Source organism: Bacillus sp. MRMR6, from assembly GCF_001940785.1.
Taxonomy (GTDB): Bacteria; Bacillota; Bacilli; order Bacillales; family Cytobacillaceae; genus Neobacillus.
The window spans coordinates 285,082-300,774 of record NZ_MSLS01000001.1; the positions used below are offsets into that span (position 1 = coordinate 285,082).

17 protein-coding genes are annotated in these 15,693 nt (G+C 39.1%); all 17 read left to right on the forward strand.

Going from position 1 to position 15,693, the window contains the following annotated elements:
- Window positions 1-37 precede the first annotated feature (37 nt).
- A complete protein-coding gene (locus BTR25_RS01495; RefSeq protein WP_075685429.1) occupies window positions 38-271 on the forward strand; it encodes an acyl carrier protein in 234 nt (77 codons plus the stop codon).
- A 153-nt stretch (window positions 272-424) separates the two neighbouring features.
- On the forward strand, window positions 425-1,168 hold the full coding sequence (gene rnc / locus BTR25_RS01500; RefSeq protein WP_075685431.1) for a ribonuclease III: 744 nt from the start codon (window positions 425-427) through the stop codon (window positions 1,166-1,168).
- Between the two features lie 56 nt (window positions 1,169-1,224).
- Entirely contained in the window at window positions 1,225-4,791 is a 3,567-nt protein-coding gene (gene smc / locus BTR25_RS01505) for a chromosome segregation protein SMC (protein WP_075685433.1), read from the forward strand.
- 27 nt (window positions 4,792-4,818) lie between these two features.
- Window positions 4,819-5,805, forward strand: coding sequence for a signal recognition particle-docking protein FtsY (ftsY, locus tag BTR25_RS01510; protein WP_075685435.1), 987 nt, complete (start codon window positions 4,819-4,821; stop codon window positions 5,803-5,805).
- Between the two features lie 87 nt (window positions 5,806-5,892).
- Window positions 5,893-6,225: a putative DNA-binding protein gene (locus BTR25_RS01515; protein ID WP_075685437.1), complete on the forward strand. Its 333-nt coding sequence runs from the start codon at window positions 5,893-5,895 to the stop codon at window positions 6,223-6,225.
- Window positions 6,226-6,237: 12 nt separating this feature from the next.
- Window positions 6,238-7,590 (forward strand): signal recognition particle protein, encoded by a 1,353-nt coding sequence (gene ffh, locus BTR25_RS01520; RefSeq protein ID WP_075685439.1) that lies wholly within the window; start codon window positions 6,238-6,240, stop codon window positions 7,588-7,590.
- A 242-nt stretch (window positions 7,591-7,832) separates the two neighbouring features.
- On the forward strand, window positions 7,833-8,105 hold the full coding sequence (gene rpsP / locus BTR25_RS01525; RefSeq protein WP_075685441.1) for a 30S ribosomal protein S16: 273 nt from the start codon (window positions 7,833-7,835) through the stop codon (window positions 8,103-8,105).
- Between the two features lie 5 nt (window positions 8,106-8,110).
- On the forward strand, window positions 8,111-8,341 hold the full coding sequence (locus BTR25_RS01530; protein WP_075685443.1) for a KH domain-containing protein: 231 nt from the start codon (window positions 8,111-8,113) through the stop codon (window positions 8,339-8,341).
- A 150-nt stretch (window positions 8,342-8,491) separates the two neighbouring features.
- Entirely contained in the window at window positions 8,492-8,878 is a 387-nt protein-coding gene (locus BTR25_RS01535) for a YlqD family protein (protein WP_075685445.1), read from the forward strand.
- A gap of 13 nt (window positions 8,879-8,891) precedes the next feature.
- Window positions 8,892-9,410: a ribosome maturation factor RimM gene (gene rimM / locus BTR25_RS01540; RefSeq protein WP_075685447.1), complete on the forward strand. Its 519-nt coding sequence runs from the start codon at window positions 8,892-8,894 to the stop codon at window positions 9,408-9,410.
- Window positions 9,410-10,150: a tRNA (guanosine(37)-N1)-methyltransferase TrmD gene (gene trmD, locus BTR25_RS01545; protein WP_175596684.1), complete on the forward strand. Its 741-nt coding sequence runs from the start codon at window positions 9,410-9,412 to the stop codon at window positions 10,148-10,150. The genes rimM and trmD overlap by 1 nt, the downstream gene beginning before the upstream one ends.
- Window positions 10,151-10,294: 144 nt before the next feature.
- Window positions 10,295-10,639 carry a 50S ribosomal protein L19 gene (gene rplS, locus BTR25_RS01550; RefSeq protein WP_075685451.1) on the forward strand — a complete coding sequence of 115 codons (345 nt, stop codon included), beginning with the start codon at window positions 10,295-10,297 and terminating at the stop codon, window positions 10,637-10,639.
- A 174-nt stretch (window positions 10,640-10,813) separates the two neighbouring features.
- On the forward strand, window positions 10,814-11,368 hold the full coding sequence (lepB, locus tag BTR25_RS01555; RefSeq protein WP_075685453.1) for a signal peptidase I: 555 nt from the start codon (window positions 10,814-10,816) through the stop codon (window positions 11,366-11,368).
- A 15-nt stretch (window positions 11,369-11,383) separates the two neighbouring features.
- Entirely contained in the window at window positions 11,384-12,253 is an 870-nt protein-coding gene (gene ylqF / locus BTR25_RS01560) for a ribosome biogenesis GTPase YlqF (protein WP_075685455.1), read from the forward strand.
- Window positions 12,254-12,577: 324 nt separating this feature from the next.
- Window positions 12,578-13,351 (forward strand): ribonuclease HII, encoded by a 774-nt coding sequence (locus BTR25_RS01565; protein ID WP_075685457.1) that lies wholly within the window; start codon window positions 12,578-12,580, stop codon window positions 13,349-13,351.
- A gap of 215 nt (window positions 13,352-13,566) precedes the next feature.
- A complete protein-coding gene (gene sucC, locus BTR25_RS01570; protein ID WP_075685459.1) occupies window positions 13,567-14,727 on the forward strand; it encodes an ADP-forming succinate--CoA ligase subunit beta in 1,161 nt (386 codons plus the stop codon).
- Window positions 14,728-14,750: 23 nt separating this feature from the next.
- The gene (gene sucD / locus BTR25_RS01575) at window positions 14,751-15,653 is read left to right on the forward strand and encodes a succinate--CoA ligase subunit alpha (protein ID WP_075685461.1); all 903 of its coding nucleotides are present in this window, start codon (window positions 14,751-14,753) and stop codon (window positions 15,651-15,653) included.
- Window positions 15,654-15,693: the final 40 nt, after the last annotated feature.

Sequence of the window (15,693 nt, forward strand, 5' to 3'; positions counted from 1 at the left end):
GATTATCCTATAATAGTTTGAGGGGAGGTGAACAAGCATGGCAGAGGTATTAGAACGTGTTACAAAAATCGTCGTTGACCGTCTTGGAGTAGACGAGTCTCAGGTTACGCTCGAGGCTTCATTTAAAGATGATCTTGGTGCTGATTCCCTTGATGTAGTAGAATTAGTAATGGAATTAGAAGATGAGTTCGATATGGAAATTTCTGACGATGATGCTGAAAAAATCAGCACAGTTGGTGATGCTGTTAATTACATAAATACTAAGGCATAATCGTAGAAATTCTTAAAAAGCTCCGTTTTCAAACGGGGCTTTTTTCTGTATGATAGTACATGGCAGTTGAAAAAGCGCACAAGTTTTTTGCGTTTTGTTATTAATTTTTTTAAACTAGAGTAGATGTAAAATACATGCAAGGTGGAGACATTAATGCGCAAAAAGCAAAAGGATAAAGATATGATTAATCGCGCAAAAGATAATCAATTCAAGGAGTTCCAAGATCGAATTGATATACATTTTGAAAATGAAAAGCTACTAAAACAAGCTTTTACTCATTCATCCTATGTGAATGAGCATCGCAGAAAGCCTTATGAAGATAATGAAAGGCTGGAATTTTTAGGAGACGCTGTACTGGAACTAACAGTTTCACAATTTCTATTCAAAAAATATCCAATGATGAGTGAAGGGGAATTAACGAAACTTAGGGCAGCAATTGTGTGTGAGCCTTCACTTGTATCTTTTGCCAATGAGTTAGGCTTTGGACAGCTGATTTTGCTGGGGAAAGGTGAAGAATTGACAGGAGGGAGAGAACGTCCTGCACTGCTTGCGGATGTATTTGAAGCCTTTATTGGAGCACTGTTTTTGGATAAGGGAATAGAAACCGTTATTCAGTATCTTTCTCAGATTGTTTTTCCTAAAATTAATGAAGGTGCTTTTTCTCATGTGATGGATTTTAAAAGCCAATTACAGGAACTGATTCAAAGAGATGGGACAGGTGTGATTGAGTACCGTGTACTTCACGAAAAAGGTCCTGCCCATAATAAGGAATTTGTCTCAAGAGTATTATTAAACGGCGAAGAATTAGGAACAGGTACGGGAAAGTCAAAAAAAGAAGCCGAACAGCATGCTGCCCAAATGGCGTTGGAAGTTCTAAAAGCAAAAACTACCATGTAATGACAATCTATTGCTAAAGTCAGAGAGATTCCGGCCAGCTAGGGAGGAAAATGTAAATGTATTTAAAACGGTTGGACATCATAGGATTTAAATCATTCGCTGAACGTATAGGAGTTGATTTTGTCCCTGGTGTAACTGCTGTAGTTGGACCAAATGGAAGTGGAAAGAGTAATATTATCGATGCCATTCGTTGGGTATTGGGTGAGCAATCGGCTAAGTCGCTCCGAGGCTCGAAGATGGAAGATATCATTTTTGCCGGAAGTGACTCGAGGAAACCGCTAAACTATGCTGAAGTCACTCTTACTCTCGATAATCATGATCAAAAACTTTCAATTGACTATAACGAAGTGAGTGTAACAAGAAGGGTTTCACGCTCTGGTGAAAGTGAATTTTTAATAAATAAACAGTCTTGCCGGCTAAAAGATATTATTGATCTATTTATAGATTCCGGACTTGGAAGAGAAGCATTTTCGATCATTAGCCAAGGAAAAGTAGAAGAAATTCTAAATAGTAAGGCTGAGGACCGTAGAACCATTTTTGAAGAAGCTGCCGGCGTGCTCAAGTATAAGAACCGTAAGAAAAAAGCGGAAGTCAAACTCACAGAGACACAGGAAAACCTGAATCGTGTAAACGATATTTTACATGAGCTTGAGAGTCAAGTTGAGCCCTTGAAAATACAAGCGTCAATGGCAAAAGACTTTTTAGAGAAGAAGGAAGAACTTGAGAAAATTGAAGTCGCCTTAACGGTCTATGATATAGAAGATCTCCATAAAAAGTGGGAAAACTTATCCGGTCAGCTCGAAGAACATAAGCGTGAGGAAATAAAGCTATCGGCCCAGCTTCAGGGAAAAGAAGCAAAAATCGAGGAGGCAAGAGATCAGATAGGTGCTTTAGATGAATCGATTGCCGATTTGCAAAATGTCCTTCTTTACGCTAGTGAAGAGCTCGAAAAGCTTGAAGGTAGAAAAGAAGTTTTAAAAGAGCGAAAGAAGAATGCATCACAAAATAAAGATCAGCTTGAGAGAAATATTGCTGAGTTTACTGAGAAAATCAGTCATTTGAAAAAAAGTAAAGACATACAAGCAGAACTTGTAGAAAGTCTTACAAAACAGGTTAGCTCGTTACAATTTAAGCTAAAAGATAAGCAAGAAAAGCTTGCGATGTTCACAGAAAATATCGATGAAAAGATCGATCGTTTAAAAAGTGAGTACATTGATCTTCTCAATGATCAGGCTGGCGCAAAAAATGAATTAAAGTATATTGAGCAGCAGCTTGAACAGCAAGAGAGGAAGAGTACTCGGCTTGATGCTGAAAATGAAAAATTTCTTTATGAACGGCAGACTGCCGAAATTAAAAAAACTAGTATCCAAGCAGCCCTAACAGAAATACATCAGAACATAGAAACTCAAGTATCTTCATTTCGTGAGAAACAGCGTCAACTTGAAGCAGTCAGAAATAACTATCAAAAACAAGAAAAAACACTATACCAAGCCTACCAAATAGTACAACAGGCAAGATCTAGAAAAGAAATGCTTGAGGAAATGGAAGAAGATTACTCTGGTTTTTTTCAAGGCGTAAAGGAAGTTCTAAAGGCTAGAGGAAAGAAACTTAATGGGATTGAAGGTGCAGTAGCTGAGCTCGTCACAGTGCCAAAGGAGTACGAAACAGCTCTAGAAACAGCCTTTGGAGGCGCATTGCAGCATGTTGTTGTGGATAACGAACAAAATGCTCGGTCAGCAATTCAGTTCTTAAAGCAGAATTCATTTGGACGAGCCACATTTTTGCCACTCAGTGTCATCAAAGGAAGAACATTGACGAGTGTTCAGCTTGCCTCGATACAAGCCCACCCTTCTTTGGTAGGGACAGCTGTAAGCTTAGTATCCTTTGATCCTAAGTATGATTCAGTCATGAATAACCTTTTAGGGAATGTCGTAATTACAAAGGATTTAAAGGGTGCTAATGAATTAGCTAAGCTTCTACAATACCGTTGCCGTCTTGTCACTCTGGATGGTGACGTTGTAAACCCCGGTGGTTCGATGTCAGGAGGAGCACTAAAACAAAAATCAACATCCTTATTGACCCGGAAAGGTGAGCTTGAAGATTTAAAAGTGAAGCTCACGGTAATGGACCAGAAAGCAGCTGAACTAGAACGACTAGTAAAGGCTTTAAAAAGTGATATCCAAAATATTGAACTCCAGTTAGAGGAGATGCGCAAAAAGGGCGAAGCATTTCGAGCTGAAGAGCAGGCATTAAATGGAGACCTACGACAAGCGGAGTATGAAGAGAAAAATATTGATGAGCGCTTAGCCGTATATGATTTAGAAAAGGGACAGTTTACGGATGAACAACAATCTTTAACTAAACGAAAATCTGAACTTCATGCAGCTGTTTCGTTCTTTAAGGACAAGGTAGCCTCACTTGAAAATCAAATCGATAAACTGACAAAACAAAAGACGCAGGATATGTCATCGAAAGAAACGCTTTCAAAGGATATGAATGAATTAAAGGTAGAATTTGCGGCAAAAAATGAACAGTTCCTTCATGCTAAGGAACGCTATGCTTTATTGGAACAGGACCTTCAGGAGAGTGAACAAAAACATTCCATATTCAGTGAAGATCTTCAATTGTTATCTTCAGAAATGACCAATAGTTCTTCAGGTGAAGAGCAATTAGATCTTGCTGCTAAAATGAAACAGAAGGATAAAGAAGAAACCGTTAGACTTATTTCTTCTAGAAGACATGAACGATTATCCTTACACACATTCCTTGAAGATTTAGAACTAGAAGCAAAAGAGTTAAAGCGTCTGCACAGGGGAATGACGGAAGTTCTTAAGGACGAAGAAGTCAAAATCAATCGTTTAGATGTTGACCTGGAAAACCGACTCGCCCATTTGCGAGAAGAATATTTACTATCTTTCGAGGGTGCAAAGGAACAATATCCATTAACCATCCCAGTTGACGATGCACGAAAGAGAATGAAGTTAATTAAATTAGCAATGGATGAACTTGGCAATGTTAATATTGGGGCAATTGAAGAGTATGAACGGGTTTCTGAACGTTATGAATTTTTAAATGAGCAAAAGACAGATTTGCAAGAAGCGAAGAATACACTCTTCCAAGTAATTGAAGAAATGGATTCAGAAATGAAAAAACGTTTTGAGCACACTTTTTATGGAATCCGTGAACATTTTGAGCCCGTATTTCAAGCTTTATTTGGCGGTGGAAGAGCGGATTTAAGGCTTACACAGCCAGAAGACTTACTAAACACTGGGGTGGAAATAGTTGCCCAGCCTCCAGGTAAAAAACTTCAAAATTTAGGATTGTTATCCGGTGGAGAGCGGGCATTGACCGCCATTGCACTGCTGTTTTCTATTTTAAAAATCCGTCCAGTTCCTTTCTGTATCCTTGATGAAGTAGAAGCGGCGCTTGATGAAGCAAACGTATTCCGCTTTAGTCAATACTTAAAAAGATTTAGTGCCGACACACAATTCATTGTCATTACCCATAGAAAAGGTACAATGGAAGAAGCAGATGTATTATATGGCGTCACAATGCAGGAATCCGGAGTATCAAAACTAGTATCAGTTCGACTCGAAGAAACAAAGGAATTAGTCAAATCCTAAAAAGGAAATGGATAAGGAAGTGAACCAATGAGCTTTTTTAAAAAATTAAAAGAGAAAATCACTAAGCAAACGGAGACGGTATCGGAAAAGTTCAAAGAAGGACTTACGAAAACTAGAGATAATTTCTCTGGTAAAGTGAATGACCTAGTAGCAAGATATCGTAAAGTTGATGAAGACTTCTTTGAAGAGCTCGAGGAAATCTTAATTCAAGCTGATGTCGGATTCGATACTGTTATGAAACTAATAGAAGAGCTCAAAATGGAAGTGAAAAGACGGAATATCCAAGATCCTAAAGAAGTGCATAGTGTAATCTCTGAAAAGTTGGTTGACATCTATAACAGCGGCGGAGAGCAGTCATCTAAATTGAATATCCAAGTAAATGGATTAACGGTCATACTATTTGTTGGTGTAAACGGTGTTGGTAAAACCACTACCATCGGAAAGCTTGGCCACAAGTTCAAGACTGAAGGCAAATCTGTTTTGTTGGCTGCAGGGGACACATTTCGTGCGGGTGCGATTGAACAGCTTGAGGTATGGGGTGAAAGGGCCGGAGTAGACGTAATCAAGCAAGCAGAAGGTTCAGACCCAGCGGCAGTAATGTACGATGCAATTAAAGCTGCTAAATCCAGAAATGTTGATATTTTGATATGCGACACCGCTGGACGCTTGCAGAATAAGGTTAACTTAATGAAAGAGCTTGAAAAGGTAAAGCGTGTCATCGAGCGTGAAGTTCCTGGTGCCCCGCATGAAGTGTTGCTCGTACTCGATGCTACTACAGGTCAAAATGCTCTTATCCAGGCAAAAACCTTTAAAGAAGCTACCAATGTCAGTGGTATTGTCCTATCAAAGCTGGACGGGACTGCAAAAGGCGGTATTGTCCTGGCGATCCGGAATGAACTGAAAATACCAGTTAAATTTGTCGGACTTGGAGAAAAGATGGACGATCTTCAGGAATTTAATGCTGAACAATATGTATACGGATTATTTGCTGATCAGGTCGATACATCTGTCTGATGATGTAAAGATATTTTCTTGACAGACTTTGTCTAACTGTGTAAACTACTTTTGTAAAGGCTTTTCACTTAACAAGGAGGGATAGCCATGCTTGAAAAAACAACACGAATGAATTATCTATATGATTTTTATCATTCGTTGTTAACACCAAAGCAGCAAAGCTATATGTCTCTCTATTACTTAGATGATTACTCACTCGGGGAAATTGCAGAAGAGTATAATGTCAGCCGGCAGGCTGTTTATGACAACATAAAGCGGACTGAAGCAATGCTTGAGGAGTATGAGGAAAAGCTACTCTTATTTCAGAAATTTCAAGATCGCATTAAGCTTTTAGGCTATGTGAAAGAATTACTGAAAGAAGAACACCCTTCAAAGCAGGCAATGATTGAAGCCGTTGCCGAGCTTGAGAATTTAGATTAGGAGGCGGCATGAATGGCATTTGAAGGATTAGCCGACCGACTGCAAAATACAATCCAAAAGATCCGCGGAAAAGGGAAAGTGTCTGAAGCGGATGTAAAAGAAATGATGCGTGAAGTACGTCTGGCACTACTCGAGGCAGACGTAAACTTCAAGGTTGTAAAGGACTTTGTGAAGAAAGTCAGTGAGCGAGCAATAGGACAAGAGGTATTAAAGAGCTTAACCCCAGGACAACAAATCATTAAAATTGTTAATGAGGAATTAACAATTTTAATGGGGGGAGAGCAGAGCAAGATTGCTGCTTCAAACCGACCCCCAACCGTGATTATGATGGTTGGATTACAAGGTGCAGGTAAAACCACTACAACTGGTAAACTAGCTAACCTTCTACGTAAAAAGTATAACAGAAAGCCAATGCTTGTTGCCGCTGATATCTATCGTCCGGCTGCTATAAAGCAGTTACAAACGTTAGGGAAACAGTTGGACATGCCTGTTTTCTCTCTTGGTGATCAGGTCAGCCCAGTCGAAATTGCCAAACAAGCTATTGCAAATGCTAAAGAAGAACATAATGACTATGTCCTAATCGATACTGCTGGCCGTTTACATGTAGATGAAGCGCTCATGGATGAGTTAAAGGACATAAAAGAACTGACAAAGCCAGATGAAATCTTTCTTGTAGTCGATGCAATGACAGGGCAAGATGCTGTTAATGTGGCACAGAGCTTTAATGAACAGCTAGGGCTAACAGGTGTAGTATTAACAAAGCTTGATGGTGATACCCGAGGCGGTGCAGCATTATCCATTCGTGCTGTGACGCAAACACCAATTAAATTTGTCGGTCTAGGGGAAAAGCTTGATGCACTCGAGCCGTTTCATCCAGAACGGATGGCATCAAGAATTCTTGGTATGGGTGATGTCCTTACGCTTATAGAGAAGGCTCAGGCCAATGTAGATGAACAAAAAGCAAAAGAATTAGAGCAAAAAATGCGGACTGCGTCCTTTACACTGGACGACTTTTTAGAGCAGCTTGGTCAAGTACGGAATCTCGGACCACTTGATGAATTACTGAAAATGATGCCTGGCGCTAATAAAATTAAAGGCCTCAATAATATGCAGATTGATGAGAAACAAATTGCCCATGTCGAAGCCATTATTCGTTCTATGACGATGGCAGAAAAGACTCATCCTGAAATTTTAAACTCTAATCGTAAAAAACGTATTGCAAAGGGAAGCGGTCGAACGGTTCCTGAGGTAAATCGTTTATTGAAGCAATTCGAGGACATGAAGAAAATGATGAAGCAAATGACAGGGATGCAGCAAAAAGGCAAGAAAAAAGGCGGATTTAAATTCCCATTTAAACCATTTTAAAACGAAAAGCGGAAGCTCCTTCGGAACAAGCACAGCTTGTTCCTGCGAGGATTATTTTAAGAAGTATTCCATAGTGCCAAGGGGCTTATGACCACGAGCCCCTAGGCGCTGGAGCTAGACAATTCTGTTTTAAAATGTATTAAATTGGTAATAATAACTGTAAAGAAAAAACACTTTACAAATGATTTAATAATTGATATTATACTATCTTGTGTGAAACTATTCGGAGGTGCTTATTTAAAATGGCAGTAAAAATTCGTTTAAAGCGTATGGGAGCAAAGAAAACTCCTTTTTATCGTATCGTAGCAGCAGATTCTCGTTCTCCTCGTGACGGACGTTACATTGAAGTTATTGGAACTTACAATCCGGTTGCTCAACCAGCTGCAATCCAAATCAATGAAGAGTTAGCTCTTAAGTGGTTACAAGACGGTGCTAAGCCATCTGACACAGTGCGTAACCTTTTCTCAAACGAAGGTATCATGGAAAAATTCCATAATGCTAAGTTCAGCAAGTAATTGCTATGAAACAATTGATCGAAACGATTGTTAAGCCTCTTGTTGATTTTCCAGAAGATGTCCAAGTGGATGTCAAGGAAGAAGAACAACGAATTACCTATCTACTCACTGTTAATAAGACAGATATGGGAAAGGTAATCGGTAAACAGGGGCGAGTTGCAAAAGCCATAAGGACTGTTGTATATGCAGCAGGAACATCACAACAAAAGAAAATTTTTCTAGAAATTGGTGAATAGCTTTTTGCATCTAGATGAAAGGGAGGAATGAATTTCCTCCCTTTTTTGCTATCAAAAAGAAAAGCGGAAAGCGCCTTGATCAGGAGCATATCCGAGCCCCTAGCGCTGAAGCTGGACAATAATAACAGAAGCTTGGAGGAGGGCAATGAAATGCAGCTAATTCAAACTGTTATCGTGAAGCAAATCTTAACAGAGAAAAGCAAGCAGGCTCTGCTTGAAAAATACTTTGCTGGAAAGCTCCAGATGCAAAAGGAATACGAACAGCTTCTATTTGAATTAAAGAAACTGGAGAAGGCCAAAAAATATCAAACCAGCGCTCTAAAGAAACATTTTGAAAAAGAATTACAAATACGTCATGATAAAGAAAAGCTTTATGACTTTCAAATCGAACAACTACATATGCTATCAATAGGTAGTGAATTGAAGGAAAAAGAAATGAAGGCCCTTGTTGAAGTGAAGGTTGGCGATGAGTGGGATGAGAAAATAGCACAACCTACAATTGTAATCAAAGATGGAATTATAGAGGAAATTAGATAGAGGTGACAGTTAAATGGTTAAATGGTTTAATGTTGGGAAGATCGTCAATACCCACGGTATAAGAGGTGAGGTAAGGGTGATTTCGAAAACGGACTTCCCGGAAGAGCGTTACAAGGAAGGGAATGTCTTGCACCTGTTTTTACCAAAATCCACCACGCCGATTGAGTTAACGGTTAAAAGCCACCGTCCACATAAAAACTTTAATTTATTAACATTTGAAGGATACGAAAACATAAATGAAGTTGAAAAATTTAGAGACGGTATTTTAAAAATTACTGAATCACAGCAGAGTGAACTCGAAGAAGATGAATTTTATTATCATGAGATTATTGGATGTCTGGTTGTAACCACATCTGGTGAAGAGATTGGTAAGGTAACGGAAATCCTCTCACCAGGTGCTAATGATGTTTGGGTGGTAAAAGGTGAGGACGGAAAGGAAGTATATATTCCTTATATTAAAGATGTGGTGAAAAAAGTAGATGTGAAGGAAAAAGTTGTCCTAATCGAACCAATGGAAGGGTTACTTTCATGATGAAAATAGATGTTCTCACATTATTTCCTGAGATGTTTACCGGCGTACTGGGCCAATCAATCTTACAAAAAGCTGCAGAGAAATCAGCGGTTTCCTATAATGTTGTCAATTTCCGTGACTATGCCGATAATAAGCATCAGACAGTTGATGATTATCCATATGGCGGCGGTGCAGGTATGGTGTTAAAGCCCCAACCGATTTTTGATGCTGTAGCAGCCTTAAAAGCGAAAGCTGAATCAAAAAACTCAAGAGTGATTCTCCTTTGTCCACAAGGAAAAAGGTATGACCAGAAAACAGCGGAAGCATTAGCGAAAGAGGAGCATCTAATCTTTATCTGCGGACACTATGAAGGATATGATGAGAGGATACGCGAACATGTTGTAACCGATGAAATCTCAATAGGAGATTATGTCCTCACCGGAGGAGAACTAGGTGCAATGGTCGTTATTGACAGCGTTGTAAGGCTGCTGCCAGAAGTGTTAGGAAATGAAGAATCACACATGAAAGACTCCTTCAGCACCGGATTATTAGAGCATCCCCATTACACAAGACCGGCTGATTTTCGCGATTTAAAAGTTCCTGAAGTCCTTCTTTCTGGAAACCATAAATTCATTGAGGAGTGGCGAAATAAAGAGGCACTCAGAAGAACGTTGGTTAGGCGACCTGATCTCCTTGAGAAGATCGATTTGACAAGTGAACAGGAAAAATGGCTGGAGGAAGTAAAAAAAGAGCACAACTAGATATTGCATGGGTGCAACATTTATGATATGATACTTCTTGTGACTTGAGCTGAAACTATTTCAGTCGGTCTTATAAAGATGTTCCGCTGCAATGGGAAAAGATAGTAGATATGCATGAGCGTCTGTTGGAAGGAGTTGAAAACGATGCAAAAATTGATTGAAGATATCACAAAAGAACAACTTCGTTCTGATCTTCCTGCTTTCCGTCCTGGTGATACTGTACGTGTACACGTAAAGGTTATCGAGGGTACTCGTGAGCGTATTCAGTTATTCGAAGGTGTAGTGATTAAGCGTCGTGGTGGTGGAATTAGCGAAACTTTCACAGTTCGTAAAGTTTCTTACGGTGTAGGCGTTGAGCGTACATTCCCTGTACACACACCAAAAATTGCGAAGCTTGAAGTGATTCGTCGCGGTAAAGTTCGCCGTGCTAAGCTTTACTACTTACGTAAGCTACGTGGTAAAAAAGCACGTATTAAAGAAATTCGATAATAAAAGAAGAGAGCTTGCTCTGCAAGCTCTTTTTTCGTACATACTTTATTAATCCTATGTAATAATAAAAAACAAGTTTATTATATGTTTCGTCCCATCGTGATAAAATTACTGTTATTATGTAAAATGGATACTAAGAATAATTTTTTGAATGTGATTGGTGGGGAACTAAATATGACAAAAAAGAAAAATGAACTCTGGGAATGGGTTAAGGCTCTCCTAATTGCAATTGCTTTAGCTGCCGTTATACGATATTTCCTCTTTGCCCCGATTATCGTTGACGGATTATCGATGATGCCAACCTTAAAACATCAAGACCGGATGATTGTGAACAAGCTTAGCTATGAAATTGGCGAGCCAGAGCGATTCGATATTATTGTCTTCCATGCTCCAGAGGAAAAAGATTATATAAAACGGGTAATTGGCTTACCGGGCGATCATATTGAATACAGAGATGATACATTATATGTAAACGGAGAGGCGTATGAAGAACCTTATTTAGCGGACTATAAAAAACAAGCAGAAGGTCCTTTAACCGATTCATTTTCATTAGAGGAAACTCCTGTTGGCAGTCTAACGGTTCCTGAAGGCGAATTATTTGTTATGGGAGATAATCGCCGTTTCAGCAAAGACAGCCGGCATATTGGGACAATTTCTATGGATAAAATAATCGGGAAGACTAGCATAGTCTACTGGCCTTTAAATGATGCACACATTGTGAAGAAATAACAGGAGGTGACTGCTATGACGATCCAATGGTTTCCTGGCCATATGGCTAAGGCTCGCAGAGAGGTCACAGAAAAGCTTAAGCTAGTTGATATTATATTTGAATTGGTGGATGCGAGAATCCCATATTCTTCTCGTAATCCAATGATTGATGAAATTATCCAGCACAAACCAAGACTTGTATTGTTAAATAAGTCTGATATGGCAGACAAACAAATTACAAGGGAATGGGTAAAGTACTTTGCATCAAAAGGAATTAAAGCCATAGCGATTAACTCTCAGGCTGGAGAAGGGATGAAGGAAATTGTTCAAGCATCCCATGAAATCTTAAAAGAAAAATTTGATCGATTAAGAGCAAAAGGGGTAAAAAATCCAAGAGCAATCCGAGCAATGATTGTTGGGATCCCGAATGCTGGCAAATCAACATTAATCAACAGGCTTGCAAAAAAAAATATTGCAAAAACCGGTAATACCCCGGGTGTCACAAAAGCCCAACAGTGGATTAAAGTAGGAAAAGAGTTAGAATTATTAGATACACCCGGTATTTTGTGGCCAAAGTTCGAAGACCAAGAGGTCGGGAAGAAACTGGCGGTTACAGGTGCTATCAAGGATACGCTGCTAAATCTTCAGGACTTAGTGGTTTATACAATAAGATTCTTAGAAATGAGATACCCAGATAGACTGAAGGACCGTTATAAACTTGATTCTGTACCAGATGAAATTGTAGAGATGTTTGACCATATCGGTATCTTAAGAGGCTGTTTAAGGGCCGGTGGAGAAGTAGACTATGATAAAGTATCGGAACTTGTTATAAGGGAAATAAGGTCAGAAAAATTTGGTCCCGTAACGTTTGAACGCCCAAGCGATTTCTTAATGGAAAATGAATAGACCTAACTAAATATTACAGAATGCTCTCGTTCCGGGGGCTTTTTTTGAGGAAAATAATATTCTACTAAAACTTTTTTTAACATTAAAAATTATACTAGAAAGTATTTGTATCTGTGTTACAATAATTTCGGCGCAGAGCCTATTGAACTAATGTTATTCTGAATTAAAACCATGTAACCGCATTCATATTATATTAAAAAATGAATGCTACTAAAAGACTTAGTTTTATCCTAAATAATTTAGTCTTGTGAAACACACAAATTGTGTGCTTTTTCCATTGCCAGCAAAACGAGTAAAGGGTATCATAACTACGGGTGAAAAAATATGAAAATAGATACAATCGCAGAAATAGATAAACAACTTACCAGCGTGACTGTTGAAAATGATCCATTTTTCCAAAGAATTCTCCAAGATGAACGTAAAGGTGTTCAGCAGTTAATACATAAATGGCGCAAGCGAGTAGAGGAACAAAACCGTTTACAAGAAAAATTTGCTGAGATGAATTTTTTTGAAAACAAATATCGTGCACAAGGCTATGAATATATCGCTGGTGTCGACGAAGTTGGCAGAGGCCCGCTCGCTGGACCAGTAGTGGCAGCGGCAGTCATACTCCCAAAAGATTTTTACTTGGCGGGAATTGATGATTCAAAGAAACTGACGGAGAAAAAACGCCTTGAATATGATGAAATCATCAGAGAAAAGGCGATTGCATACAGCATTGGTATGATCGAAGCTGAAGAGATTGATCAGATTAATATTTATGAAGCGACAAAAAAAGCAATGAGTATAGCGATATCCTCTTTAAATCCGACACCGGATTTTTTATTAATTGACGCCATGAAACTTGATACACCAATGGGGTTTGAAGCGATTATAAAAGGTGATGCAAAAAGTGTTTCCATTGCTGCTGCCAGCATTGTGGCCAAAGTTGCAAGAGATACGCTAATGGCAGAGGTTTCGACAATTTATCCGCAGTATGGGTTTCAAAATAATATGGGGTATGGGACTAAGGAACATATCGAAGCACTTAAATCACATGGAATCACACCCTACCATCGTAAAACCTTCGCGCCAATAAAGGACCTCATTAGGGAATAATAAAAAGCGGGAAAATCCTGTTTTTTATTATTCTTGCAAAGCATTATTATTCTATTTTTTTCTAGTTAACAATTGAAAGCGCTTTAATAACAGTGAAATACTATTCGAAATACTGTGAAGAATATAATTTTATTGTACATAAAGGTGGACAAGAGAATAGTCATTATATAAAATGAAAACGGAGTCAATTTTTGAGTTTGATAGGAGGATGGGAAATGAATATCCATGAGTATCAAGGAAAAGAGATCCTCAAGAGTTACGGGGTAACGGTTCCTAATGGAAAAGTGGCATTTACGGTTGAAGAAGCTGTTGAAGCTGCAAAAGAACTAGGCACACAGGTATGTGTAGTTAAAGCGCAAATTCATGCCGGTGGCAGGGGTAAAGCAGGCGGAGTAAAGGTTGCTAAAAACCTTGATGAAGTGCGTACATATGCAAATGAAATCTTAGGAAAAACATTAGTTACACATCAAACTGGTCCTGAAGGTAAAGAAGTTAAGCGTCTTCTTGTCGAAGAAGGATGCGATATTAAGAAAGAATACTACGTTGGGTTAGTTTTAGATCGTGCTACCTCTCGTGTCGTTTTAATGGCTTCAGAAGAAGGCGGAACAGAAATTGAAGAAGTAGCTGAAAAAACTCCGGAAAAAATCTTTAAAGAAGAAATTGATCCGGTGTTAGGGTTAATGCCATATCAAGCTCGTAGAGTTGCATTCAATATTAACATTCCAAAAGAGTTGGTAAATCAAGCTGTAAAGTTTATGCTCGGCTTATATAAGGCATATATTGAAAAGGATTGCTCTATTGCTGAGATTAACCCGCTAGTTGTTACAGGTGACGGAAAAGTAATGGCGCTAGATGCAAAATTAAATTTTGATTCTAATGCACTTTATCGTCAAAAAGACGTTCTAGCATACCGTGATCTTGAAGAGGAAGATCCGAAAGAAATTGAAGCATCTAAATATGATTTAAGCTATATTTCTTTGGATGGTAACATCGGCTGTATGGTTAATGGTGCCGGACTTGCAATGGCAACTATGGACATTGTTAAGCATTATGGCGGTGACCCAGCTAACTTCCTTGATGTTGGGGGCGGTGCAACAGCTGAGAAGGTTACTGAAGCATTTAAAATTATCCTTTCTGATCCAAACGTTAAAGGTATTTTTGTTAATATCTTTGGCGGAATCATGAAATGCGATGTCATTGCTGAGGGTGTAGTGGAAGCAGCTAAGCAAGTTCAGTTAAGCGTGCCTCTTGTTGTTCGTTTAGAAGGAACTAACGTGGAATTGGGTAAGAAAATTCTTGCTGAATCTGGTTTAGCCATCACTCCTGCAGAATCAATGGCTGACGGAGCACAAAAAATCGTTTCATTAGTGAAATAGGATTTTCAGAAAGGGGAATTATCGTGAGCGTTTTTATTAATAAAGATACGAAGGTTATAGTTCAAGGGATTACAGGTTCAACTGCCCTTTTTCATACAAAACAAATGCTTGAGTATGGTACTCAAATTGTTGCTGGGACCACACCAGGTAAAGGTGGTATGGAAGTAGAAGGAGTACCTGTTTTTAACACAGTGAAAGAAGCTGTTGAAGCTACAGGCGCTACCGCTTCAGTTATCTATGTCCCTGCAGCTTTTGCAGCGGATGCAATTGTTGAAGCTGTTGATGCAGAATTAGATTTAGCGATCTGTATTACTGAACATATCCCAGTTTTGGATATGGTGAAAGTTAAACGTTATATGGAAGGCAAAAAGACCCGCCTTGTTGGTCCAAATTGCCCTGGTGTTATTACTCCAGATGAATGTAAAATCGGCATCATGCCTGGATACATTCATACAAAAGGACATGTTGGCGTTGTTTCGCGTTCTGGAACATTAACTTATGAAGCTGTACATCAATTGACTCAAGCCGGAATCGGTCAAACAACTGCTGTTGGGATCGGTGGAGACCCAGTTAATGGAACTAACTTCATTGATGTTCTAAAGGCCTTTAATGAAGACCCAGAAACATATGCGGTTATTATGATTGGTGAAATCGGTGGAACGGCAGAGGAAGAGGCAGCTGAGTGGGTTAAGGCTAATATGACAAAGCCAGTTGTGGGCTTTATTGGCGGACGTACAGCTCCCCCTGGTAAGCGTATGGGTCATGCGGGTGCTATCATTTCTGGTGGTAAAGGTACTGCCGATGAAAAGATTCGTGTAATGAATGAATGCGGAATCAAGGTGGCTGATACACCATCCGTTATGGGTGAAACATTAATTGAAGTTTTAAAAGAGCAAGGTTTATACGATAAATGCAAAACACACTAAAAGTAACAGAAGGTAGTCCCTCAAAAAGGTGAGGGGCTAT

Coding starts and splice junctions, on each gene's coding strand:
- BTR25_RS01535 (WP_075685445.1), top strand. CDS start 8,492: ATGCAGCTAATTCAAACTGTTATCGTGAAGCAAATCTTAACAGAGAAA.
- BTR25_RS01565 (WP_075685457.1), top strand. CDS start 12,578: ATGAAAATAGATACAATCGCAGAAATAGATAAACAACTTACCAGCGTG.
- sucC (WP_075685459.1), top strand. CDS start 13,567: ATGAATATCCATGAGTATCAAGGAAAAGAGATCCTCAAGAGTTACGGG.
- smc (WP_075685433.1), top strand. CDS start 1,225: ATGTATTTAAAACGGTTGGACATCATAGGATTTAAATCATTCGCTGAA.
- ftsY (WP_075685435.1), top strand. CDS start 4,819: ATGAGCTTTTTTAAAAAATTAAAAGAGAAAATCACTAAGCAAACGGAG.
- BTR25_RS01495 (WP_075685429.1), top strand. CDS start 38: ATGGCAGAGGTATTAGAACGTGTTACAAAAATCGTCGTTGACCGTCTT.
- rplS (WP_075685451.1), top strand. CDS start 10,295: ATGCAAAAATTGATTGAAGATATCACAAAAGAACAACTTCGTTCTGAT.
- ylqF (WP_075685455.1), top strand. CDS start 11,384: ATGACGATCCAATGGTTTCCTGGCCATATGGCTAAGGCTCGCAGAGAG.
- lepB (WP_075685453.1), top strand. CDS start 10,814: ATGACAAAAAAGAAAAATGAACTCTGGGAATGGGTTAAGGCTCTCCTA.
- rimM (WP_075685447.1), top strand. CDS start 8,892: ATGGTTAAATGGTTTAATGTTGGGAAGATCGTCAATACCCACGGTATA.
- BTR25_RS01530 (WP_075685443.1), top strand. CDS start 8,111: ATGAAACAATTGATCGAAACGATTGTTAAGCCTCTTGTTGATTTTCCA.
- rnc (WP_075685431.1), top strand. CDS start 425: ATGCGCAAAAAGCAAAAGGATAAAGATATGATTAATCGCGCAAAAGAT.
- BTR25_RS01515 (WP_075685437.1), top strand. CDS start 5,893: ATGCTTGAAAAAACAACACGAATGAATTATCTATATGATTTTTATCAT.
- ffh (WP_075685439.1), top strand. CDS start 6,238: ATGGCATTTGAAGGATTAGCCGACCGACTGCAAAATACAATCCAAAAG.
- trmD (WP_175596684.1), top strand. CDS start 9,410: ATGAAAATAGATGTTCTCACATTATTTCCTGAGATGTTTACCGGCGTA.
- rpsP (WP_075685441.1), top strand. CDS start 7,833: ATGGCAGTAAAAATTCGTTTAAAGCGTATGGGAGCAAAGAAAACTCCT.